This window comes from Pirellulales bacterium (assembly GCA_019636345.1).
Lineage (GTDB): Bacteria > Planctomycetota > Planctomycetia > Pirellulales > Lacipirellulaceae.
Genome location: JAHBXQ010000007.1, coordinates 154,434 through 178,967 on the forward strand (window position 1 = coordinate 154,434; position 24,534 = coordinate 178,967).

16 protein-coding genes are annotated in these 24,534 nt (G+C 66.9%); 8 read left to right on the forward strand and 8 right to left on the reverse strand.

What is annotated here, in order from left to right:
• Positions 1–11: 11 nt before the first annotated feature.
• From KF688_16300 to KF688_16315, 4 genes are all read right to left on the reverse strand, one after another.
• Positions 12–830 (reverse strand): sulfite exporter TauE/SafE family protein, encoded by an 819-nt coding sequence (locus KF688_16300; GenBank protein MBX3427241.1) that lies wholly within the window; start codon positions 828–830, stop codon positions 12–14.
• A gap of 56 nt (positions 831–886) precedes the next feature.
• Positions 887–2,308, reverse strand: a complete 1,422-nt coding sequence (locus tag KF688_16305; GenBank protein MBX3427242.1) for an MBL fold metallo-hydrolase — start codon at positions 2,306–2,308, stop codon at positions 887–889.
• Between the two features lie 710 nt (positions 2,309–3,018).
• Positions 3,019–4,113, reverse strand: a complete 1,095-nt coding sequence (locus KF688_16310; protein MBX3427243.1) for a DUF1559 domain-containing protein — start codon at positions 4,111–4,113, stop codon at positions 3,019–3,021.
• A gap of 404 nt (positions 4,114–4,517) precedes the next feature.
• Complete coding sequence (locus KF688_16315) at positions 4,518–7,229, reverse strand: DEAD/DEAH box helicase (protein MBX3427244.1); 2,712 nt, start codon at positions 7,227–7,229, stop codon at positions 4,518–4,520.
• Positions 7,230–7,355: 126 nt separating this feature from the next.
• Between KF688_16315 and KF688_16320 the strand changes: the two genes are divergently transcribed.
• A complete protein-coding gene (locus KF688_16320; protein MBX3427245.1) occupies positions 7,356–9,170 on the forward strand; it encodes an ATP-binding protein in 1,815 nt (604 codons plus the stop codon).
• A gap of 552 nt (positions 9,171–9,722) precedes the next feature.
• Positions 9,723–12,329 (forward strand): DNA gyrase subunit A, encoded by a 2,607-nt coding sequence (gene gyrA / locus KF688_16325; GenBank protein ID MBX3427246.1) that lies wholly within the window; start codon positions 9,723–9,725, stop codon positions 12,327–12,329.
• 47 nt (positions 12,330–12,376) lie between these two features.
• Here gyrA and KF688_16330 read toward each other — a convergent pair whose 3' ends face one another.
• Both KF688_16330 and KF688_16335 read right to left on the reverse strand, forming a co-directional pair.
• A complete protein-coding gene (locus KF688_16330) occupies positions 12,377–14,251 on the reverse strand; it encodes a hypothetical protein (protein MBX3427247.1) in 1,875 nt (624 codons plus the stop codon).
• A gap of 115 nt (positions 14,252–14,366) precedes the next feature.
• The gene (locus KF688_16335; GenBank protein ID MBX3427248.1) at positions 14,367–15,560 is read right to left on the reverse strand and encodes a DNA-binding transcriptional regulator; all 1,194 of its coding nucleotides are present in this window, start codon (positions 15,558–15,560) and stop codon (positions 14,367–14,369) included.
• A gap of 311 nt (positions 15,561–15,871) precedes the next feature.
• Between KF688_16335 and KF688_16340 the strand changes: the two genes are divergently transcribed.
• The 3 genes from KF688_16340 to KF688_16350 are packed head-to-tail and all read left to right on the forward strand — an operon-like array spanning position 15,872 to position 18,963.
• Entirely contained in the window at positions 15,872–16,954 is a 1,083-nt protein-coding gene (locus tag KF688_16340; GenBank protein MBX3427249.1) for an anhydro-N-acetylmuramic acid kinase, read from the forward strand.
• A gap of 34 nt (positions 16,955–16,988) precedes the next feature.
• Positions 16,989–17,882 carry a hypothetical protein gene (locus tag KF688_16345; protein ID MBX3427250.1) on the forward strand — a complete coding sequence of 298 codons (894 nt, stop codon included), beginning with the start codon at positions 16,989–16,991 and terminating at the stop codon, positions 17,880–17,882.
• A gap of 31 nt (positions 17,883–17,913) precedes the next feature.
• On the forward strand, positions 17,914–18,963 hold the full coding sequence (locus KF688_16350) for a Gfo/Idh/MocA family oxidoreductase (GenBank protein ID MBX3427251.1): 1,050 nt from the start codon (positions 17,914–17,916) through the stop codon (positions 18,961–18,963).
• Positions 18,964–18,988: 25 nt separating this feature from the next.
• Here the strand turns inward: KF688_16350 and KF688_16355 are convergent, their stop codons facing one another.
• Complete coding sequence (locus KF688_16355) at positions 18,989–19,615, reverse strand: sigma-70 family RNA polymerase sigma factor (GenBank protein MBX3427252.1); 627 nt, start codon at positions 19,613–19,615, stop codon at positions 18,989–18,991.
• A gap of 410 nt (positions 19,616–20,025) precedes the next feature.
• On the opposite strand from KF688_16355, the gene KF688_16360 reads away from it, so the two are divergent.
• Positions 20,026–21,921 carry a BBP7 family outer membrane beta-barrel protein gene (locus KF688_16360; protein ID MBX3427253.1) on the forward strand — a complete coding sequence of 632 codons (1,896 nt, stop codon included), beginning with the start codon at positions 20,026–20,028 and terminating at the stop codon, positions 21,919–21,921.
• 114 nt (positions 21,922–22,035) lie between these two features.
• Here the strand turns inward: KF688_16360 and KF688_16365 are convergent, their stop codons facing one another.
• Positions 22,036–22,464, reverse strand: a complete 429-nt coding sequence (locus KF688_16365) for a hypothetical protein (protein MBX3427254.1) — start codon at positions 22,462–22,464, stop codon at positions 22,036–22,038.
• Positions 22,465–22,670: 206 nt separating this feature from the next.
• On the opposite strand from KF688_16365, the gene KF688_16370 reads away from it, so the two are divergent.
• Entirely contained in the window at positions 22,671–23,639 is a 969-nt protein-coding gene (locus tag KF688_16370; GenBank protein ID MBX3427255.1) for an RsmB/NOP family class I SAM-dependent RNA methyltransferase, read from the forward strand.
• A 66-nt stretch (positions 23,640–23,705) separates the two neighbouring features.
• Complete coding sequence (locus KF688_16375; GenBank protein MBX3427256.1) at positions 23,706–24,530, forward strand: phospholipase; 825 nt, start codon at positions 23,706–23,708, stop codon at positions 24,528–24,530.
• Positions 24,531–24,534: the final 4 nt, after the last annotated feature.

A 24,534-nucleotide genomic window follows, 5' to 3' on the forward strand; every position in this document is an offset into this window, starting at 1 on the left:
CGCCAGGATCGTCAGAAGGGCATCGTCGTCCTGACGGCCACGAAGAGCGCCACGGCGACAATGGCTCCGGCGAACCCGCGCTGCAGCGCAGGGCCGGAGATTCGTCTGCCCAGGGCCGAGCCGGCGCGCATGCCGCCGAGGCCGCCCAGGACGAACAGCGCCGTCGTTTCCAGCGGGATCGCGCGGCCGGCCCAACAGTGCGAGACGACGCCGGCCCCGCTCACCAGCGCGATCACCAACAGCGACGTACCGACCGCTCGATGGATCGCCATGCCGCTGAACATCACCAGCGCAGGGACGATGACGAATCCCCCTCCCACGCCGTAGAGACCGGAGAGAACGCCGCTCAGAACGCCGACCGTCGTCAGCAAGGCGGCGCAGGGGGACGTCAAACGAAGCGTCCCCGCGGCGTCGCGGCGACACGTCGGTCCGTCGTCGTCGGCGGCGGCTAGGCGCGTCGCTCCCGCGCTTCGCATTCCCGCCGCGCGCCACATTCGCGCGGCGACGACGAGCATCAGGAGGGCGAACGACGACAGCAACCAAGTCTCCGGAATCATGCCCGAGATCCACGATCCGATCGGCGCGCCGACCATTCCGGCGCCGGCGAAGAGCAGGCCGGTGGGGAGTTCCGCCTGACCGATTCGCCGCCGCCCCAAAAATCCGATTGCCGCGGTCGTCCCCACCGCCGCCAGGGACACGCCGACCGCCTGGCGCGGTTCGACTCCCAGGCCGTAGACGAGCAAGGGGACGGCGAAGATCGCTCCGCCCCCCCCGGTCAGCCCGAGCGAGAGCCCCACGATGGCGCCAAACGCCAAGGCAGACAGGGTCATCGTTATGGCTCGCCTTGTGTTGCGGTTTCGGTCCGCACGCGGACGGGGGGCGACAATTACGCGACGACGGCGACCTCGTCGCGGACGACGGGCAGCCCGGCGGCGACCCACGCGCGGTAACCCCCTTGCATGTTGACCACGTCGAAGCCGGCGCGCTGCAGGATGCTGACGGCGATCGCCGAGCGGCCGCCGCCGAGACATTGCGCGACGACCGGGCGGTCGCGGGGGAGCGCGTCCAGACTCCGCAGGAGGGTTCCCAGGAAGCGGTGCTCGGCTCCCGGGATCCGACCCTCGCGGAACTCCGTCGCCGCCCGCACGTCGAGGAGCGCGACGTCACCGGCGTCGATCGCGGCCGCCAGGTCGCGCGGCGCCGCCGTGCGATAGTCTTGCGTTCGCAGGCCGCCCGCCTTGACGGCCGCCGCCTCGAAATAGCCGACGACGTTGTCGATGCCGATCGAACGGAGGCTGCGAAGGCGGTTGGGGAGCGACGCCTCGCTCGTGATCAGGTACGTGGGCTGGTCGTAGTCGACGAAGAACCCGGCCCATTGAACGAGACTCGCCGCCGGCACGTTGATCGTGTGCGGGACGTGCCCCGCGCCGAACTCGGCGGCCGTCGAATCGTCGATCACCAAGCGTTCCGCGGCCGTCGGGATCAGTTGCTGCGGGTCGACGGCGGGCACGGGAGGCAGGTTCTTCGTCAGTTCCGGACCGAGTTTGTTGACCCGCTTCATGACTGCGAAGTAGAAGGGGGTCTCCGGTTGGTCGGCGAGGATGTAGTCGACGAATTCCTGCTCGTCGTCGAACTGCAGGGCGGGATTGAAGAGCTTCTCGTAGCCGACGGTGCTGGAGGGGATCGCGCCCAACCCCTTGCCGCAGGCGCTCCCGGCGCCGTGGGCGGGCCAGACTTGCAGGTGATCCGGCAACTCGCGAAATCGCCGCATCGAGCGGTACAGTTGTCGCGCGCCCGCCTCGGCGCTGCCGACGACCCCCGCGGCCGTCTCCAACAAATCGGGCCGGCCGATCGACCCGACGAACACGAAGTCGCCGGTGAAGATCCCCATCGGCGCGGTCGCCCCGCCCCCTTCGTCGGTCAGCAGGAACGAAATGCTCTCAGGCGTGTGTCCCGGCGTGCTGAGTACGGCGAGCTTCACGTTTCCCACGAAGATCGCATCCCCCTCCTTTACGAGCTTGGCGTCGTACTGAGAGGCGTAGGCGTACTTCCAATCCGCCGGGCCTTCGTCCGAGAGGTAGAGCCGAGCGCCGACGCGGTCGGCGAGTTCTCGCGAGCCGGAGACGAAGTCGGCGTGAATGTGCGTTTCCGTCGCGGCGACGATCCGCAGGCCCTCCGCTTGGGCGGCTTGCAGGTAGGGTTCGACGTCGCGACCCGGATCGACGACGATCGCTTCGCCGGTCTTTTGACAGCCCACCAGGTAAGAGGCGTGGGCGAGGGCCTGATCGTAGAAGTACTTCAGCAACATGGCGTGGTTCCTTGGAAGGGCTCCCATGCGGATCTACGGGATCGGGAGAGGGACGAAACGAAGGGACTGGCGGCGGAAGCACGAGCGAGTTGCATCCCTGACGCCGCACCGAGTCTCGACGCAGCGCAGGCGCTCGGAAGGTGCGCATCGGCGACGCGAAAGCACGACCTCCGCCCCGCTCTCTCGCTGACGAGGCGGCCGCCGTGGTGCATCAACCGCAAGCGCTTCGAGGACATAGGCCCCGGCGACGCGCACGCCTCGGCCAGTTCGCCGACGCTGCAGCAACGCCGCAGGACCATTTGACCCATCCGCAGGCGATGCGGCTGGGTCAACGTCCGCAAGCGCTCCGCCGCTTGATCGAGGTCGTTCAGGTCAGTGAGTCGGACCATGGTCGCAACCACGGGCGTCCTCTATTACTCAAATATATCGCAACATTGCGACATGTCAATTGAATAATTCTGGGATTCTCTTTGCCGCCTGGACTGATTCCTCGTCCGCCGCCGAGTTCGCGGGGCGCGGTTGCCGCTCGGCGAGGTCGCCGTGCCGTCGGCGTGGAGATGCTCGATCGTGGCGACCCCGCCCGGACCGAGCCAGCATGTGCCCGTCGGCGTCGTCAAGACGAGCACTAAGCGGTCGATGGCCCGACGCGCTGAAGCCCCTTGAGCGCCGACTGGGCCCGCCCCGCCGGCTCAATGAGGGCCGTTCGCCCGCTAGCGCGGCAGGGCGAACGTTTCTCCCGAGTTGCGACTCGCCATCGGGCGGAACACCCCCGCGACGTCGACGTCGTTCGAGACGAACAGCGTCGATCCGTCGCACATGGCCACGTGCACGCCGCCCGGATGATTGCTCCCCAGGCTCATGTTCGAGTTGAGCGCCTCGACCTTGTCGAACGCGTCGAGGAAGCGCCGCTCGTTGGGGGCGTAACGAACGTTCTTCGCGTTGTACAGCACGCCGTGCGAACTGGAGACGGCGTCGCGATTGCGACTGGTGCTGCCGACGATCCACGGTTCCTGCGGTCCGGCGTCCCACGACAGCTCTCCGAACAGGAGCGTGTTGCTCGTGCCGTCGGCGATCTTCCCGAGCGGCAGCTTGCTGATGGGAAAGATCGTGCCGTTGACGGCGCAGCCGCCGCTTCCCGGGGCGGCGCCCGGGTCCGTCACGGGGGGCGGCGAGGTCGTCCCCGGCGCCGGATCGTCGTGGCAACTGTAGAATTCATACGTCGAGTCCGGATACGGGAGGGCCACCGGCGTCCGTCCCCCTCCCCCGCCGCTGCAGCGCGCGGGCAAGGCGCCGAGATTGCCGACGTAGTGCGACATGAGCGCCGTCTCCTCGACGGCCCCCGTATCGCGTCCGTTGATGTAGGTCTTTTGCAGTTCAGGACCGCTGGGGCAGCGGAGGAACGGCAGCGGGGTGCGCAGCGCCGTGCGGTTGGTCGGCGACCGCCAGTGAGCGTTCTGATCGACCAAGTCGTGGACCGCCTTGTTCTCCATGTAGGGGAGAATCCGCGCCAAAGCGCTGAGCGCCCCGACGTCCTCGTTGTTGACCAACCGGACGTCGCCATGCGGCGGCAACACGCCCAACGCCGACTCGTAGTTGTGCGCGGCGAGGGCGAGCTGGCGCAGGCGATTGATGCAATCAGTCCGCCGCGCGGCCTCGCGCGCCGCCTGGATCGCCGGCAGCAAGAGGGCCACCAGCACGCCGATGATCGCAATGACGACCAACAGCTCGACGAGCGTAAACGCCCGCCGGCGGTCGGGTCCGGACGTGCGCGACTTGCGACTCGGGGCCGTCTCGATGGATCGCATTTCAGGATTCCTGAGGAGAGAAGAGCGGCGTGCATGGCGACCGCGACGCCCCGTTCGCCGGGCAGGCGACGGGGCGGCTCCCAGCCTGCGGTCGCGCGCAGCCCGGCCCGTTCGCCGCGAGGCGGGGCTGTTAAGCAGCGAATACTGCATTGTACCGGGCGAAGAACGTCGTAATGCAAGAGACATGCGGCCGTCTAGCGAAAACAAGTCACTGATTTGCGGGTTTTGGTCCGTTGAATCCGCCCCCCTCGGTCGTCGTTGCCGGGGGCGTTGGCGCGGAGCCGCCGAGCGACGCTTCGCTCGGGGCTGCGAGGTCACGATTGTTGCTGAACCAACCGGGCCCAGATTGCGGGTGTTGCGGGAAACTGTCTCCCCCAGGGCGCGTCCCTCGCGCCCTGGCCGCACTATTCCTCGACGGACGTCGCCAGGAGTTTCGCCAGCGTGCCGGCGAGTTGGTCGAGCGCATCTCGGTTGGGCAGAGTGACGGTCAGCCGCTGTCGGCCCGCGTCGTCCTCCTCGACGCAACCGGCCAAGCGATTGCGGAGTTCGTCGACCATGCGAGGAGGCGCCGCGGCGGCGCGCTCGTCCTGGGCGACCAGCTCGCCGAGAAACTGCAGCGCCGCCCCGAGCAGTTCGCCCCCGGCGGCGGCGACGCGATTGCGTCGGGCCTCGCTGATCGTTGCGAGCGACTCCCGAGACGCGGACGCCGGCGAGGCCGCGACGGACGACCATTGGCTCGCGTCGAGGCCAGCCTCGGCCTTTGCGCCCAACAGCACCTCCAACCGGCTGCGCAGCTCTTCCGCCCCGCTGACCAGCGAGACTTCGCTGACGTCGGACTCGATATCGAGCGCCGCCAGGGCGAGATCCTTCTTGGCCGACAACGTCTGCAAAAGTTGCTCCTCGATCGTGCCTTCGGTGACCAGCAAGTACGCTTCGACAGGGTGCTTTTGTCCCATGCGATGGGCGCGGGCGATTCGTTGTTCGAGGACGGCCGGGTTCCAGGGCAAGTCGACGTTGATCACCGTATTGGCGGCCTGCAGATTCAGACCCGTAGAACCCGCGTTGGTGGTGATGAACAGCCGGCACCGGGGGTCGGTCTGAAACTCCTCGACCAAGCCCTGACGTTGTTTTTGCGGCACGCTGCCGTCGAGTCGCACGTAGCGCAGCTTCTGCGGCTTCAGGACGTGCTTCTCGATCAGCGACAGCATGGTCGTCCATTCCGAAAACAGAACGGCCTTGCGGGCGGGTTCGGCGAACAGTTGCGAGCACAGCTCCTCGAGCCGCTCCAACTTGCTCGAATAGCCGGGGGGATCCTTCGTGCAGAGACAGGTGCTGTCGGCCGCCATGCGGCACATGAGCAGGGCCTGTCGCAGGCGCAACAGATCCATCTCGCTGATGAACGACTTGGCGACGATCGAGGCGACGATCTGCATCTGCCCGCGATGAATGTCCGATTGTTCGTCGGTGGGGGCGACGCGGACGATTTCCGTCGTCCGTTCGGGAAGTTGCGTCAGGACGTCGGCGCGGGTCCGTCGCAACAGGATCGGCGCCAGCGTCCGCCGCAGATGGTCGAGGTGCTTGTAGCCGAGGACCTTGCCCTTCTCGTCGACGACGCGATGACGGTTGAAAAAGCGGAACGCCGGCCCGAGTCGCCGGTCGTCGACGAACTGGACGATGCTGTACAGGTCGTCGAGCCGGTTCTCCAGCGGCGTGCCCGACAGCACCAGGGCGAACGTGCTCTGCAGCCGTTTGACGACGTTGGTCGTCTTGGCTTCCCAGTTCTTGATCCGCTGGCCTTCGTCGAGGATGACGAGGTCCCATGCGACGGACTCGATCGTCGGCATGTCGCGGACGACCTGTTCGTAGTTGCAGATCGTAAAGAACGCGTTCCCCCGGTACTGGGCGGGCCGCTCGGCCGCGGCGCCCGACACGAGCTGGCACGAGCGGTCGGAAAAGCGGCCGATCTCGGCCCGCCATTGCGACTTCACCGACGTGGGGCACACGACCAACACGCGACGCACGTCCGCTTCGCGGGCCAAGAATTCCGCGACGCCGACCCCCTGAATCGTTTTGCCGAGCCCCATGTCGTCGGCGAGGATCGCTCGACCGGCGCCCGCCGCGAACGCGACGCCGTCGAGTTGGTAGGGGAGCAGCTCGACTTTCAGCAAGTCGCGCCGCAAGGGATGACGCGCCGGGTCGCGACGAATCTCCGCCACGAGCGTTTCCATTCGCGACTGGAACAACCGGCGTTGGATGAACTCCTCGGCGTCGGGATAGACGACCACGGGCTGCCCGAGCCGCTCCAGCCGCGTCAGCCGCCGCACGACGTCGTGGACGTCCGTCAGCTCGCGGTCGGTCACGGGCCCGACGATCCGCGCCGCCTCCGCCTCAAGTTTGTGCGGGGCGTCCATTCGCAACGCCAGCGTTTCGCCGCACACGAGGCGGACCGTCAATTCGCGACGTTGGCAGGGGCGCCGCAGCGCCGCGGCCGAAAACTTGGCCTTGGCCTTTCGCAGCACGTGCAGGATGTGCTTGCACGTGCCGAGCGTGTTCGTCCGAAAGTCGGGGCAGGAGCAGTACGACGTCCCCCGTTCGCCCCCGCGAAGGACGACCCGATACGTCCGACCGGAGGCGGCGCTGGTGACGACGTAGTCGCTCCACGGCCGTGCCGGGGCGCTGGACTTCACCCGAAACTTCTCTTTGCGAGCCCGTTCGTCCCGTTCTCCCAGCGCGCGGGCGATGAGCGCCTCCTCGCTCAGGCTCTCGACCGGAATTCGCTCTTTGGGGGGCGCGGCCAGACCGAGGGCCGTCTTCTCTTCCAGGATCAGCGAGAACGACGCCCCCGCATGTTCGCATGGCGCGTCGCAGGCGGTGCAGTTCCAGTGCAACCGCTGCCGGGCGTCGGCCATAAGCGTGATCGTGACGGTCGCGTCGGGAAAGCTGACGCGAAACAGGTCGCCCGCAAGCAGGACGTGCTCGTCGAGCGGAATCTCGTACTGGCCGCCGCGCTGAATCAGCCGTCGGCCTTGGGGCCCGAGCAGCTTGCAGGCCGTCGTGAAATCGAGCCGCGACAAACGATCCCGCAATGTGAGCCGGTGGCTCGGCTTGGTGGTCATGGTCAGGGCCTCCGTGCGACGGGGGATGCAATCCGGCGAGTCACCGGTTAGCTTAGCCGTTGGCCCCGGCCAGACAATCGCGTTCCGCCAATCCGTGCGCCGGCGCCCCCCCGTAGGGTCACCGCCATGTCCGCCTCTTCCAAACGCTCGACCCGGCGCGACGGCACGGGCCGGTTGCGCATCGGCGACGATTGGAACGCCATCCATATCATCGCGTTGTCGCAGTCGAACCCGCTCAAGGCGGTCGCCGAGCTGATCGAAAACTCGATCGACGCCGGCGCCCGGACGATTACAGTCGTCCGCGGCCGCGAGCGGGGGCAGGCTTACCTCAAGGTCATCGACGACGGCGAAGGCGTGCCGCTCGACGACGACGGCCGGCCCAATTTCAAGCACGTTGCCACGCACATTTGCGACTCGCTCAAGCGGCGGCTCAAGGCCCGCGGCATCCAAGGGGTGCAGGGCGAGTTCGGCATCGGGCTGTTGAGTTTCTGGACGGTCGGCGAGACGCTCAGCATGATCTCGGCCGGCGACGACGCACAGACCTACGAAATGCGAATGGCCCGGGACGATCCGAACTACACGGTGACCAAGCTGCGCCGTCTCGTCCCGCAAGTCGGAGTTGAATTGACGATCCGGCCGCTGCTGGCCGGCATCCGGCAATTCAGCGGCGAAAAACTGCAGTGGTACTTGGCCTCCGAGTTGCGCGACCGCATCCGCCGCAGCGGCGTCGAGATCGTCATCGTCGACCGGCAGGCGCGGGCCGAGTACCGCGTCCAGTCTCGCGAGTTCTCAGGGCAGTTGCTCCACCAACTGCCCAGTCCCGTCGCGCAGTTCGGCGACGTGTACGTCGAACTCTATCTGGCTGATTCCGACGTCGGAAACCGCGTCGGCTTGTACCGCTCCGGGACGCGCGTCGTGGAGAGCCTCGCCGAGTTCCCGGAACTGGACCGCCCGCCGTGGACGAGCGGCGTCGTGCAAGGGGTTCTCGACGCTCCGTTTCTGAATCTCACGCCGGGCACACGGTTGGGCGTCATTCGGGACGAGCGGTTTGCGGCGCTCATCGAGGCGCTCGCGCCGTTGGAACACGCGCTCGGGGAGTTGATTGAACAACAACGCCGCGCCGCGGAAGAGCGGACCAATCGCACTACGCTGCAAGCCATCCAGCGGGCGTTCCGGGAGGCCCTGTTGGCGTTGCCGCGCGAGGACTACGACTGGTTCGACGTCGACCGTGAACGCGCAGGCCGCGGGTCGCGCACCGGGCGCGGCGGTTCCAACGACTTGGCGGACGACGCGGCCTCGGTCGACGGCGCCGCCATCGACGACAATCCCCCCGTCCAACGCGAGTTCTTCGAGCATCCCGGCCCGCTCCACAAGGTGCAGATCGCCCCCGCGGCGTGCGTCGTCTCGATCGGCCAGTCGAAGCGTCTTCACGCGCTCGCCCGGGATGGCGGCGGTCGCCAAGTCGACGCTGATCTGACGTTTGCGTGGCGGATCGTCGAGGGGGAAGCCGCGCTGAGCGAAACGGAGGGGGAGTTCGTCACGCTCGCCGCACCGCAGGAGCCGCAATTCGTTCGCGTCGCCGTCGTCGCGAGCCAAGCTGCGCGAACGGCCGAAGCGCAATCGCTCGTCACCGTCACCGATTCGTTGCTGCCGGAGCGGCCCAAGTCGGACACTCGCCGCGGCCTGCCGGAATACACGTTCGAGAAGCGACCCGGCGAGCTGTGGCGCTCGCGCTACGACGTCGCCCAAAACGTGGTCGTCGTCAACAACGGCCACCGCGACTTCGTCTACGCGTCCCGGGCCAAGTCGACCAAGCTCCGCTACCTTTGCCGGCTGTTTGCGAAGGAGTTGGTCCTCCATAACTTCCCCGGCTACGCCCCCGAAGAATTGCTCGAGCGGATGATCGAACTGTCGCTCTACACAGAAGAATCCCTGCGGTGAGTCGGGGCGTCGGAACGGGGCGACTTTGGCCGGTCCCCGCTGCCGCTGCTTGCGCGACGATCAGGCGGTTGGTGCGGAATCTGGCGCAGACGTCGGGCCTCGCCGCGGCGGACGAGTCGATCGCCAACGTCGACGGCGCGCCGGCGATTCGCAATCAACTCGAATCTCCATCAGACGGAAGCGGCCCGTGCAGCGTCGGACAACTGTCCCAAGCGAGTTGGACAGCATCCGGGGGGTTCGCTCCCGCCGGTAGCCGCGGGCTTGGGGGCCAGAGCAACACAATCGTAGGACACTGCCACGGTTTTCGACCCGTTGTGAGGGGGGGCTCGACCCGGTAAAATCAGGCGTTTTGCTGCTTCTGCTTGCGACCCTCCCGATGGTCGCGGCTGGCCGGGGCGTCTTCTTGCGGCGCCCTTCGCGGCGGGTCCGACAGGGCTGCCGCTCGCTTGAAAGGATTTTGCCGTGTCGACAGACGGTCCCAACGACCAAGGCGCCTCCGAAGTTCCGGGGCAGGACCCCGAGGTCGCGGCGATCGCCGCCCGGCTGATCGATCTGCCGATCGAGGACGAACTGAAGGACAGCTACCTCACGTACGCGATGAGCGTCATCGTGAGCCGGGCGCTGCCCGACGTACGCGACGGGCTTAAGCCGTCGCAGCGGCGAATCCTGGTCGCCATGAACGACCTGAACCTGTCGCCCGGGGCGGGACGGGTGAAGTGCGCCAAGATCTCCGGCGACACGAGCGGCAACTACCATCCGCACGGCGAAAGCGTCATTTATCCCACCCTGGTCCGCATGGCTCAGGAGTGGAACATGCGGGCCCTGCTGATTGACAAGCAGGGGAACTTCGGCTCGATCGCCGGCCTGCCCGCCGCGGCCATGCGGTATACCGAGGCTCGGCTGTCGCCGTTTGCGGCGCTGTTGCTCGAGGACCTCAAGCTCGACACGGTCGACTTCGTCCCCACGTACGACGAACGTCATCTGGAGCCGACGGTGCTGCCGTCGAAGTTCCCGAATCTCATGGTCAACGGTTCGGGGGGAATCGCGGTCGGCATGGCCACGAGCATCCCGCCGCACAACTTGGCCGAGGTTTGCCGCGGATTGATCGAACTGCTCGACAACCCCGAGGCGAGCGTCCACGACCTGATGCGTCACATCCCCGGGCCCGACTTTCCCACGGGGGGCGTCATCTGCGGCCGCTCGGGAATCTTGAAGGGCTACCAGACGGGGCGCAGCACGGTGGTCGTCCGCGCGCGGACCAGCATCGACGAGAGCGGCAAGCGCACGCGGATCATCGTTCACGAAATCCCGTACCAGCAGGCCCGCGACCCGGTGATCAAGAAGATCGCCGCCCTGGCGAGCGAAGGCAAGATCCCGGGAATCGCCGACGTTCGCGACGAGAGCGATCTCAAGGAGCCGGTGCGGATCGTCGTCGACCTGAAGCGCGACGCGGATCCCGACATCGTGCTCAACCAGCTCTACAAGTTCTCGACGCTGCAGGATTCGTTTTCGATCATCCTGCTGGCTTTGGTCGACGGCAAACCGCGGGTCCTGAATCTCAAGGAGATGCTGGCCGAGTTTCTGCGTCATCGCGTCACGGTCATTCGCCGGCGGACTCAGTTCCTGCTGGCCCGCGCCCGCAAGCGCAAGCATACCGTGCAGGGCCTGCTGCTGGCGCACGCGAACATCGACGAAGTGATCCGCGTCATCCGCGCCAGCAAGACGCAGGCCGAGGCCAAAGAGCGCCTCATGGAGATCAAGACCCCGGGGGCGATGCTGCAGCGTGCGTTGGGAGACGAGGGATACGCCCAGTTCCAGTCCGAGCGCGGCGTGGCCGAGGAGTACTCGCTGACCCCCGTGCAAGCCGACGCGATCCTGCGGATGACGCTGGGACAGCTCGTCAATCTCGAACAGGAGAAACTGGCGGACGAGCACAACAAGCTGCTCGTCGAGATCGGAGAATACCTGGCGATCCTCGCCGACCCCGCGAAGATCAACGCGATGATCCGCGAGGATTGCGAGGAGTTGATCCGCAAGCACGCCGACGCCCGCCGGACCGAAATCAGCGACGAGGAAGTGGGCGAGGTCGATCTTGAGGATCTGATCGAGGAGGAGACGATGGTCGTCTCGATCAGCCACCAGGGTTACGTCAAGCGCACCCCCGCGAGCGTCTATCAGGCCCAGCGCCGCGGCGGCAAGGGAATCAAGGGCGCCAAGGTCGACGACGACGATCCGGTCGAGCATCTGTTCGTCACCAGCACGCACGACTACCTGTTGTTCTTCACGAACAAGGGGAAGGTGTACTGGCAAAAGGTCTACAACCTGCCGGCCCTGGCTCGCGACGCCAAGGGCCGCGCGGTGGTCAATCTGCTCAACCTGGACGAGGGGGAAAAGATCGCCGACTGCCGAGCGATCCGCGACTTCTCGCTCCCCGACCATCACCTGATGATGGCTACCCGCAAGGGGCTCGTGAAGAAGACCCCGCTGGCCGCGTATGGTCGGCCGATGAAGACCGGCATCATCGCCATCAAGCTCAAGGACGACGATGAGTTGGTCGACGTCGTCGTGACTGGGCCCGGCGACGAGGTCGTGCTGGCCACGGCCCGCGGCATGGCGATCCGCTTCAACGAAAGCGACGCTCGCCCCATGGGCCGCAACACGAGCGGCGTCAAAGGGATCAATCTCGGCAAGGGGGATTCGCTCGTCGGCATGGTCGTGGCCGATCCTGACGCGACGTTGCTGACCGCTTGCGAAAACGGCTACGGCAAACGGACCCCCTTTGGCCCGAACGCCGTCCCGACAGCCGACGACGCGGCCGAGGCGGACGTTTCAGACACCGAGGGGGATGCGACCGACGAAGCGTCAAGCTCGTTCCGCTACCGCACCCAAAACCGCGGCGGCAAGGGCCTGCGCGACATCAAGACGACCGACCGCAACGGCCCGGTCGTCAGCATTGTGCGAGTCGACGACGCCGAGGAATTGTTGATGATGACCGCCCGCGGCAAGATCCAACGGATCCGCGTCGCCGACGTGAGCGTCATCGGCCGCAACACGCAGGGCGTGAAGATCATGACCCTCGACGAAGAGGACGCTCTGGCCGCGGTCGTCCGCGTGCCGAAGGAGGAAGGCGAAGGTGTGGCGGAAGCGACGGAGGAGTAGCGTGTCGGGGCGTCGCTGCCGACGCCAACGCTGATGCGGCGCGGGGACTACCGTGTCTCCTGCCTCTCCAAGCGTCTCACGTGCCAGCGGAACAGCGCGAGAAACGCGAGCGCCAACGGCACGGCCATTGCGGTGAGCGTCGCGGCCTTGCCGTACATCCCCGTCGTCAACGACGACAGGGCGAGCGTCGCCAGCGCGATCCACGCGGCGCCGAGGACGGCCACGCCGATCCCGGACACGATGGCCAGTCGCGGCGGCGCCGCGGTTGCTTCCGACGGAGCATTCTGCGCGCATTGCGCAGCCCATGCGAGCCGCACCGGCTTCCACAAACCCAGCGGCCGGGCCCGGCGATAGAACGCAAGAAGCGTCTCCATGCTCTCGGGCGGAGTCGCCAGCGCCACGCCGATCCACAAGAGCGTGGTCGTCCCCATGGCGAGCACGGCCAGCAGGATGTCGAGCCCTTGCTGGGCCGCGGGGCCGGCGGCCGTCTCGGTCTGCCACCACTCCGTCAGCGGCAGCAGGCGGCCGAGCGCGAAGTAGATGCCGGGGCCGCCGATCGTTGCGGCGCACCACGACCAGAAGTTGGCGCGCCACCACCACCACTGCCCCCAACTGAACGTGAGCGCCGACCCCGCCAGCCCCGTCACCACTACGGCGATCCCCACCAGCGAGTCGGAGAACGACGTCACCGCGATCGACAGTGCCAGAATCACGAGCGTCAGCAGTCGGCCCCACAGGACGGCGCGGCCGTCGGAGAGCTCCGGCCAGATCTGCCGGCAAACGTCGTTCAGCAGCGTCTGAGAGCCGTAGTTGATATGTCCCGCGACGGTCGACATGACGGCGGCCAGCAGTGCGGCCAACGCCAGCCCCAGAAAGCCCGCGGGCAGGTACTCCGCCAGCAGCAATCCGTACGCAGTCTCGCGGACCGCAGGGTCAGCCAGATACAGCTCGGGGTGATGAACAAGCACGCCGAGCGTGGGCAGCGTCAGCAGCGCGAGCATCGCGAACAGGGCGATTTCGCACCACACCCCCACGGTCGCCGCCTCGCGGGCCGATTTGCATGAGAAGATCCGCTGTCCCTCGAACGCCACGCTTCCCCCCACGCCGATTGTCGAGACGATCGCCCACGCGCCGACGATCAGCGGGCCGAACACGCGATGCCCGGGAACTGGGGTCAGCGAGAGGATCTCCGCGGCGTGTTCGGGAAGGCGCTGCTCGATTGCCGCGGCGAGCCCGGTCGGGCCGCCGAACTCCCACAGCACGGCGACGAGGATTCCCGCGTTTGCCGCCAGGATGACGCCGGTCTGCATGACGTCGGTCGCCAGCACTCCGGCGAAGCCCGAGATCCAGACGTAACTCACCATCACTGGCAGCACCAACAGCAACGTGACGGCCTTCGACTCGATTCCCAACAGCGGAGCGAAGATCATGTGGACCCCCAACAGCCCGGCGCCAATCCAAGGGATCGTGCCGATGCATACGCTGTAGATCGACGAGTACATGCGAACTCCGCGGGAACTGCGTCCGCCGAACCGCAGCGAGAAGAACTCGGGGCCCGTGCGAATGCCGAGTTGCCGCCACTTCACCGCGAACAACAGCGCCGCCAGCAAAAGCGCCAGCCCGAATCGCGACATATAAAACCACGCGACCGGCAGCCCGACGACGACGGCCATGCCGCAGTACGCCGGGGCGACGTCGGCGTTGACCAGCGTTACGGCGTAGGAGACGCCGTTGATCCACCCCGGCGCCTTGCGCCCCGCGAGGAAGTAGTCCTCCTCGTTGTCCGGCTTGCCGCGCAGCACGCGGGAGGCCCGCAGCCCCAGCCAGAACGTGGCGCCGAGATAGACCGACACCACGACCGCGTCGAGCCAACCGGCCGACCAAGCGACGGCGAAGAGATCGGCGGCGGCGATGCGATCCACGTGCGACTCGGCCTCGACAGACCTATGACAATTCAGGCGTCCGGAACACCTGCCGAACGGCGCTTATGATGACTGCGACGCTCGCCTTGGGGCTCGCGCCGCGGGGGGGCTCTTGTCACGCGCTTGCCGCGGCGCCTCCTTGCCGCAGGTGTTTCCGAAAGCCGAGCGGCGTCATCCCAAATCGTTTGCGAAACGCGACGCCGAACTGCGTGGCGCCCGCGTACCCGCACGCTTCGGCCACGGCGTCGACCGACATGTCGTTTTGGGCGAGCAGCTCCCGCCCCCGATCGAGCCGCAACCGGCGAATCTCCTCCGCAGGCAATCGGCCGAAGTAGCGCTTGAACTGCAGTTCCAGGTATCTACGCGACACCGGCACCTCGCGCAGCACGTCCTCGACGACGATCCCCTGGTAGGCGTGAACCTGGATGAACCGCACCGCGCGGACGATCAACTGGTCGTCGATCGCCAGCATGTCGGTCGACTGTTTGCCGGTGACGCAAATTGGCGGGATCCGCACCGCCACGGCCGGCGGCTGGCCCCCCTGCATCATCTCGGCCAGCATCGCCGCGGCATCGTGGCCGATGCGCTGGCTTGCCACCGAGATGCTCGACAGGGGCGGCGTGCTGAGTTGGCACAGAAATTCGTCCGTGTCGCCAGCGAGGATCGCCGCTTGGTCGGGAACGCTGATCCCTTCCAGCCAGCAGCTCTCGGCGAGCTGCCGACCGCGACTGGCGTCAACGGCCAGAATCCCCATCGGCCGCGGCAAATTGGCTAGCCACCGCTGGGTGCGGTTGTGCAACTCCTCGCGACTGATCCGTCGCCCGGCCCGATACCCGGGGCGATAGACGAAGCACCGGGACCCGATCGCTTCGACCGCGGCAATGAACGCCCGTTCGCGGGTGCGCGAGTACTCGTTGCTGGGAGGGCCGTAGTAGCCGAAGTAGTGAAACCCCCGTTGGCGAAAGTGAGCCAGCGCCATCTCGGCCCGAGCCGTTTCGTCGGTCAACACTTGGCCCATGCCGGGAACGTCGCTGAACAAATCGTCGACGTTGACCGCCGGCAGGCCGGTTTTCTGAATCTGCTCGAGCTGCAGCGGCGTGCTGATCCGGGCGACGATGCCGTCCCCTTGCCACTGATCGGGCAGCGACCATCCGTGGCCGTAGTCGCGGGGATCGATCAGCAGTTTCCACGGGCCGAACTTCGCGGCGTAGTCAGCCACCCCCTGGGCGACGCTGCGGCCCCAACTGTTGTCCGTCTCGACCAGAACGGCCACCTGCTTGATGCGGCGATCAGGGAGAGCGGGCTGCATAAAGTCGGGGTGATCGGAACGCTGGACTGAGGAACAGGAGAAGGAACTGCGGCAGAGTTCGCCGAGCGACTGACGGAGCGATGCGGACCCGAGCGTCAAGCCAACCTCCGACTCCGCGACCGCTTGGCTCCCTGAGCTTCGTTTGGCTCCGCTCGCTATCGATAACCCACGAAACCCCCATCATACCATCCGCTCTGCGCGTACGATGGAAAAATAATCGCACTTTGTCGACCGGAGCCGTTTCCCCGCCTGTACACTGCTGGATTCAGACGCGGCGAGACTGCTGCGACTTGCCCGCGAGGACTCCGGACGTGGCGGCGCCCCAACTTACTCGTGCCATCGGACTGATCAGCTCGTCGGCTGGAGATGCGGTCGAAGCGGCGGTCATCGACACCGACGGCCGTGACGAGATTTTCCCCCGCGGGGGCGTCTCGTTGCCGTACGACGAGAGTCTCCGTTGGCGGATTCTCGAGGCGACTCACAACGATCTGCCGACGACCGAAATGCTGCGGCTCGAGAAGCAACTCACCGCGTATCATGCCGCGGCGTTCGCCGAGCTGCGGCAGGCCTGCCCCGACGACGTCGCCGCGGCGCAGTTGATTGGGTTCCAGGGGCACACGATTCGCCACCTTCCTGCCGAGGGTCTCACCCTTCAGCTCGGCAACCCGTGGCAGTTGGCCGAGGCGACGGGGCTGCCGGTGGTGAGCGACTTTCGTCGGCACGACATGGCGACCGGGGGCCAGGGCGCCCCGCTGGCGGCGATGTTTCATTGGGCGCTCATGGCCCGGGAGCCGCGGCCGGCGCTCATGCTCAACCTGGCGTCGGTCGCCAGCGTCACTTGGCTAAGCAAGCAGAACGAAATCATCGCCGGCGATACGGGGCCCGGCATTGGTCTGCTCAACGAGTGGGTCGAGGAGATGGCCGGCCTGCCGCACGACATGGACGGCGTCCTCTCGTCAGCCGGACGAGTCGATGGCGAGGTCGTTCGGCAGGCGCTGGAGACTCCCTTCTTCGCTCGTCCGCTACCCAAGGCGGTCGGGCGATATGACTTCGATCACATTGACGTCTCGAACCTGAGCATCGAAGACGGCGCCGCGACGTTGTGCGCGATTAGCGTCGAAGCATTCGCCGCCGCGGCGAAGAAGCTTCCCGAGTTGTCCCCCCTGCTCTGGATCACCGGCGTCGGCAGCGAGCACCCGGTCCTGGTTCGCATGCTCGGCGAACACTTCCCGACGGTACGCAACGTCTCCGAGCGCGGACTCAACCCCCGCACCATGGCGGCCGAGTGCTTTGCTTGGATGGCCGTTCGGCACGTGCGGCGGCTCCCCGTCACCACGCCCGAAACCACCGGCTGTCGTTCGGCCGACTGCGCCGGTTTCATCACCCTGCCGTAGCCTCCTCGGCGTTGCCCCCAGGCGCTTCCCTCAGATGTCGTCACGTCGAATCGGATTCGTCGATTACCGGCTGGACAACTTCCACGCCGAGGTATATCGGAAGGCCCTGCGCGACCCGCTGGCGTCGCGGGGATATCGGCTCGCCGGGGCGACGGCCCTGCTCGCCGACGCGAGTCGCGACTGGTGCGCCGAGCGGGACGTGACCTACTATCCCACGGTTGCGGAACTGGCCCCGCACGTCGATTGCTTCATGGTGTTGGCTCCCTCGAACCCCGAGGTTCACCTCGAGCTCTGTCGACAGACCTTTCCGTTCGGCAAGCCGACGTTCGTCGACAAGACCTTCGCCCCCGACGCCGCGACCGCTGCCGAGATTTTCGATCTGGCCGACGCTTTCGGCACGCCCGTTCAATCGACCTCGGCGCTGCGGAGCACGCCGATTCAGCAGGCGCTCGCCGAGCTGCCGGGGCCGCTCCAGCATCTCGTCGTCTTCTCGTCGGGGACCTCGTTCGTCGAGTACGGGATTCACCCCGTCGAACTCGCCGTAAGCTGCCTGGGACCCGAGGTCCAGGAGATGATGCGGCTAGGGTCCGCGGATCATCCGCTGTTCGTGCTGAAGTTCTCGGGCGAGCGGACCGCGCTGATCGACTTCAATCTGCAGGCCGAGGTCCCGTTCAGCGCGATCCTGTCGAGCGCCTCGGGGAGCGAGCGGATCGCCGTCGACGGCGCCCGGCTGTTCATCGACGCGGCGGCGAGCATCCTCGACTTTTTCGACGCGCGGCGTCCGCTCGTCGATCGGCGCGAGACCCTTGCGGTGCGACGGATCCTCGACATGGCGCTCGACGAGGCGGCCTGGGAACGATTCGCCCCCCTCGACGGTCGGCGCGAACTCATCGCGGTCAAGCCTTCCGCTGCTCCCGGCGTCTTCTAATCTTGCCTACGGGCGCAAATGGGCGACCGCCATGTCGACGCATCTTGGAATCATCGGGGCCGGCGCGATCGGTCGGAAGCATGCCGAGGCGGCCCGCAAGGTCGGCGTCGCGGTGCGGTGGGTTGTCGACCCCTGTCGAGAACGCGCCGAAGATCTCGCTGCGACGTGCGGGGCCGAAGCGCTCGCGAGCCCCGAACCGTTGTGGGGCGATGCCGTCGTCGGCGCCGTGATCGTCGGCGCGCCGAACAAGTGGCACGCCGAGTTGGCCGTCGCCGCGCTCGAGGCGGGCAAGGACGTGCTCCTGGAAAAGCCGATGGGGACCTCCGTCGCCGAGTGCCGACGAATCAACGCCGCTGCGCAGGCCGGCGACCGTGTGTTGCAGCTCGGGTTCGTCCATCGCTACACCGGCGTCGGCCGTACGGCAGAGCGTCTCGCTCGCGCGGGAGCGTGCGGCGAGATCTACCACGCTCGGGCCCAACTGCGCCTCCGTCGCGGCGTGCCGGGCCTCGGCAAGTGGTTCACGACCAAGGAGATCGCCGGCGGCGGGGCCTTGATCGACGTCGGGGTTCACCTCGTCGATCTCGCTTTGCACGTGCTCGGTTATCCCGAGATTCGCGAGGTCATGGGACAGACCTACGCGACCTTCGGCAGGTGGATGCGCGACTACGTTTACCAGGACATGTGGGCCGGGCCGCCCGACTACGACGGGGTGTGCGACGTCGAGGACGCGGCGCACGCCTTCATCCGATTCGTCAGCGGCGCCACGCTCGCGCTCGACGTCGCCTGGGCCGGCAACTTTCCCGAAGCGTCGGTTCCGGCGTCCTCGATGGGATTTTTCGGCGATCGCGGGGGGATGGCCTTCGAACTGTTCGGCGACCACGTCGACCTGACTCGCGAGGTCGACGGCGCCGTCGCGGACGAGCGGATCGACGCCCCCGAGACTGACTTCTACTACGACCAACTCGTCGACTTCCTGGAAGCCGTTGCGACGCGCCGCGTCGCCGGCGCCAGCGGCGCCCACGGCGAGAGGGTTCAATCGATCGTCGAATCGATCTACGCCGACAGCATCGACCGCGGGTGACGTCCCGCCGAGCCGGGGCGCCGTGTCACGCTTCCGGTTCGTCGCCGGCCATGAGTTGCCTGAGGCGTCGCATTGCGCGCAGGTAGCGCATGCTCGCCGCTTGGGCCGAGAGGCCCAGGGCTTCGGCGGCCTCGCTGTTCGAAAGATGCTCGAAGTGCCGCATGACGACGATCTCCTGATCGTGATCGTCGAGTTGGCTGCACGCCTCCTCGAAGCGGCGCTGCAGTTCGTTCCAGGTCGCAGCCGCAGCGGGGGTCAGTTCGGCGTCGCTGAGTTGCGCGACCAGGTCGACCGACGAGTCGTCGCCAGCCGCGGCCACCAGCGGTTGCTCGCGATCCATGCTGCGCCGAGCCGTCTGGCGATGCCGTCGATGGGCGTCGATGAGCCGGTCCTTGGCCATTTGCCGCAGCCACAAGTGGAACGGCATGATCGGATTGGCCAGATAGTCGCTCAAGCGGCGACTCGCCTCGATCATCACTTCCTGCACGATGTCGCTGGCGTCGACGCGGCGTTTGAGCACGCGATCCATGCGCAGGTCGATGAGCCGACGCACGGCCTCGCGATGACGATCGAGCAGCCGGTTGACCGCGTCGTCGTCCCCATGCTGGGCGCCGGCGAGAAGCTGCTCGGTTTTTTCTTTTTCGGGCCACATGGCAGGCGAGCCGTTCAGAACAATCGACGGGATGCAAGCGTCGCTAGCTTCGTCAGGTCGCGGCGGCGCAAATTCCAGTATCGCCGTTCGCCAGCCGCCGGGCAACGCACGCCGGCAGCTTCCTGGGCGAAAGTCCAGCCCCAGGATGCGCTGGCCTACAGATCGACTGCTTTGGCGCATCTCTTGCCGATCGGTTGCGTCTCGTCCCGGGACGAACGGCGGCCGAAGCGGACCGCTCCCGATCTCCGGGGCGTTACCGCCCTGTGCGCCGCGCGGGATTGCCCTTGTGGGGCCGTTCTGCGGTTTGCTACAAGCCGCGCCGCCAGTCGGGATGACGCTGCGCACAGTGCGTGCGCGGCGGTTGCGTTCCTCCTTGCGGCGGCCCTGCGCGGGCTCCAGAAGGACCTTTCATGCTTCTCGATCGATTTGCCTCGTTACGCCTCGTTCGTCCCAGCCTCGCGCTGGCGATTCTCGCCTGCGCCGGGGTCGAGACGTTCGCCCAAACCAACGCCGGACGCGGCGCCGCGACCCCCTCGCGACGCGATCGAGTCCGCACGGCCGACGCCGCAATGACCGACGCCGACAAGGCCGCGGGCCGGGCGCTCGACTCGCTGTTCGCCGACCGCCCGCCGGCCGACCCCCTGGCCGACGCCGCCGCGGGGGCGATGGGAGTCAAGCAAAGTCAGGCGCTGCGCCGCAGCGGGTTCGAGGGGACGCTCGTCCACAACCCCGACCAGTCCGACGGCAATCCCCCCTACGCCCTGACCGATCGCTACGGCGGCATCGTGCGATACGTCGAGCCTGTCCCCGGGATCGAACTCGACCGGTACGTGGGGCAGACGGTCGGCGTGCTGCGCGACACGGGGCACACGCTCCTGGCCAGTCAACTCAATTTGCCGCGCACCGCAGGCTCGCGTCCCGCGGCGCTCGGCGGCGTGACGCTTGCGCAGCACGTCGAATCGGTCCCTCCCGGGATGGTCGTCGAAGAGGGCGCCGAAATGTTGTCCATGCCCGAGGGAGAGGATCCGCTCTACTTGGACGACGGACTCGACTTCCACTCGCATCGTATGCACATGGACGGGGGCTGTCCGCAGTGCGGCAGCATGATTTGCCCCCCGGGGGGCTGCGGATTCGGCGCCCGGCCGATCTTCTACGCCCGCGGCGACTACATGCTGATGTGGGCCAAGGGGATGCAGATCCCCCCGCTGGTGGTTCGCGGCGAAGTCAATGACAACAACACCCCCGCCGTTCCCGGCGACGACTTCTTCGACAACGCGTTCGTCGTCTACGGCAACGAGGAAATCCTCAAACGCGATCGGAGCGGCGGCCGAGTCATTCTCGGCTACTGGCTGGACGACTACGGCCAATTGGGGATCGAGGGCGAATACCTCGGCCTGGGCAACGTCTCCGAACGATTCACCGACGGCGGCAACGGAACCTTCCCCATCGTCGGCCGGCCGTTCATCGACGCCACGACCGGGTTCGACGCGGTCGAGGACGTGTCGTTCCCCGGCATCATGGGGACCGTCACCGTCGATTCGGAGAGCCAGTTTCAGTCGGCCGGCATTCGGCTGCGACGAAACCTGTGCTGCGTCTCCGGCTGCGGGCCCGATTGCGGCGACTGCGTCGGGTGCGGCAGCGCCGTCGGTCACGGCGGGCTACTGGCCGATCCGTTCTTCCCGATGTTCGCCCGCGGCTCGCGGCACGTCGATTTCCTGGCCGGCGTGCGATGGGTGCAGCTCAAGGAAAACCTGCGGATCGTCGAGGACCTGGAAGAAACAGCCACGCCCAACACGACTTTCTTGCTGACCGACAACTTTGCGACGAGCAACGAATTCTTTGGCGGCGAGCTGGGATTCATATGGGAATGGCGCGATCGCCGCTGGGCACTCGACGTGCTTACGAAGATGGCTCTGGGAAACAATCGGCAGCAGGTCGCCATCAGCGGCTCGACCTTGCGCGACCGCGGCACGACGATCGAAACGCTCAAGGAAGACAGCGGGTTGTTGGCTCAGCCATCGAACGTGGGAGTCTACGATCGCAACGTGTTCGCCGTGGTCCCCGAGATCGGCGTGACGCTGGGGTACGACATCACCCAACGGTTGAGGTTCAACGTCGGCTACTCGTTCATCTACTGGAGTCGCGTGGCCCGGCCCGGCGAGCAGATCGACCTGGAAGTGAACCCCGATTTCCTCGACTTCGACCCCGACGCGCCCCCGGTGATTCCGGCTCGGCCGCGGTTCGAGTGGCGAGATTCCGACTTCTGGGTCCAGGGCGTGACGCTCGGGTTCTTGTACCAGTATTGATCGACGCCGCTCGTCGACCGTCGGTCGCGACTGCCAAACGAACGAGGTCGCGGGGCACTGGGCGCCGCGACCTCGTGGTGTTGAATCGCTTTTGGGATTGCGCGTGCGCGCCGCTCACTCGGCCTTCTCGCCGTCCTTCTTTTCAGGCTCTTTGAGCAAATCCTCCAGCGCCCCTCCCGGCAGCTTGCCCGCGGCGATCAGTTCGGCATACGTGGGACTCTTCTCGTCCTTAGGGTTCGAGCGCATCTTGCCGACCTTCTCCAGCGTCGCGACGATCTTCTCGACGTCCTTGGCGTCCTTCTTGCGGTCGAGCAACTTGCCGAGCTCGACGCCGTATGCGTTCATGTTGTGCTTGTCTTTGAGCCCTTGGTGACAGACGCAGCACTTGGCTTTCTTCTTGACCAGTTCCTGAAATTCCTTGCTTTCGTGCTCGTCGACGTACTTCTTCAGGAACTCCTTCTGAAACTGCGGGACGGCCAGGGCGCGGTCGGTCGCCCCAGCGGCGACGACCAGCGCGACCAACGACAACATAAGCTTGCGCATCGTGAACATACCTTGCAGGAAAAACGGGCCGACCGGCTCGCGACTCTCGCAGAACCGCCCGGCAAGAGCGAAAAACCAGTAGAATCAGCCGACCGGGGGCTGTCAACGCGGGGGTCGCGGGGGGACGTTGAACCGGCAATTTGCGGAGAAATGCGGGCCCCCGCCCCACTCGCTGCAAGCAGGTTCGTGGACGACAATGCTACGTCATGTCCGACGCTGATCTTACGCAGCAACTCCCCGCCGAGTTCGTCGAGCGGTTGCAGAACATCGTGCCGCGCGAGCGGTTCGAGGCCGTGCTGCGCAGCTTCGCCGTCGCCAAGCGTCCCAGCGGCCGCGTGAACGCGTTGCGCGCGGATCCGCGCGCCGTTCTGGCGGAACTGCGCGCCGCGGGAATCGGGCTTGAGCCGGTCGCTTGGTTGCCCGAGGGGGCGACCCTGCCGGCGGAGCAAAAGCCGCTCCTCACCGCCTCGCCGGCCGTCCTCCAGGGGCGGTTCTATGTCCAGGGGCTCGCCAGCATGCTGGCCGCCCCGGCGCTCGCGCCGCAGCCGGGCGAGGAGGTGCTCGACTTGGCCGCGGCGCCGGGGGGGAAGACGCTCCACCTCGCCGCGCTCATGCAGGGCGTCGGGCGGCTGGCTGCCGTCGAGTCGGTGCGGGGACGGTTCTTCACGCTCCGCGAGAATCTGGCGCGAGCCGGCGCCGAGTTCGTCGACACCTATTGCGCCGACGGCCGGACGATCGGCCGCAAGACTCCCGAACGTTTCGACCGCGTGCTGCTCGACGCCCCGTGCAGCAGCGAGGCCCGGTTCCAATGTCGCGACCCGACAAGCTGGCAGTATTGGGGCCCGCGCAAGATCGCGGAGAACTCGCGCAAGCAGAAGGCGTTGTTGCGTTCAGCCCTCGAAGCGGTCAAAGTAGGGGGCGTCGTGCTGTACTGCACCTGTGCGCTGGCGCCCGAGGAGAACGAACTGGTCGTCGCCCACACGCTGCGGCGGTTGGCCGGAGCGGTCGAGTTGGCGCCGCTTGCCGTACCGGTCGACCACGTGCAACCGGGGCTCGCCGCGTGGCATGGCAAGTCGTTCCCCGCGGAGTTGGCCCGCTGCGTCCGCGTGCTGCCGACCGGCGACTGCGATGCGTTTTTTCTCGCCAAGCTCGTCAAACTCCGTTCGTTTGTTTGAGAGACCGACTCTCGCGGCGCGGCCGTCCCCTCGACCAACGATCGTCGCTCCAGGAGCGCACCTGCCATGTCTGACCGCATTTGTCTGTGGGCGGCCGCTGTAACGGCCGTTGCGATGATGACCCAGCTCGATCCCGCGTTTGCTCAGGCTCCCCAAGCGTCGCCGGAACTCGTCGCGGCCGCCGAAGCCCGCACGTTTGCCGACGGCGTCGGGGGGACGCTTCCCTATCGACTGTTGCGTCCGCTCGAGGTGACGGTGGGGGTCGAGTATCCCCTGTTGGTGTTTCTGCATGGAATGGGCGAGCGAGGGGACGACAACGTCCGGCAGCTCATTTGGCTGGAACCGCTGGCCGACGAGGGTCTTCGTGCTCGGCATCCGGCGTTCGTGGTCGTGCCGCAATGCCCGCTCGATACGGAGCCCGGTCCGCCCCGTTCGATGTGGACGCAGCGGCTGGATCTGAATCAGCCTCCTCAGGCCGCGCCCGAGCCGGCCCCCGCGATGAAGATGGTCATGGGGATCATGGACGCGGCGATCGAGGAACTGCCGATCGACGCTCGGCGGATCTACGTCGCCGGGCTGTCGATGGGGGGGTACGGCACGTGGGACCTTGCGTGGCGTCGCCACGAGCAACTTGCGGCGATCGTCCCCATCTGCGGCGGCGGCGACGTCGACAAGGCGAAGCTCATCGCCGACTTGCCGACTTGGGTCGTTCACGGCGGCGCCGACCCGGTGGTGCCGGCGGCCAATTCGCGTCGAATGGTCGCGGCGCTCGAGCAGGCCGGCGGCAGGCCGATCTACACCGAATTAGAAGGGGTCGGCCACGACAGTTGGTCGCCGGCGATGGAGAATCGCTTGCTGTGGGACTGGTTGTTCGCGCAGCGGCGCAAGTAGTTCG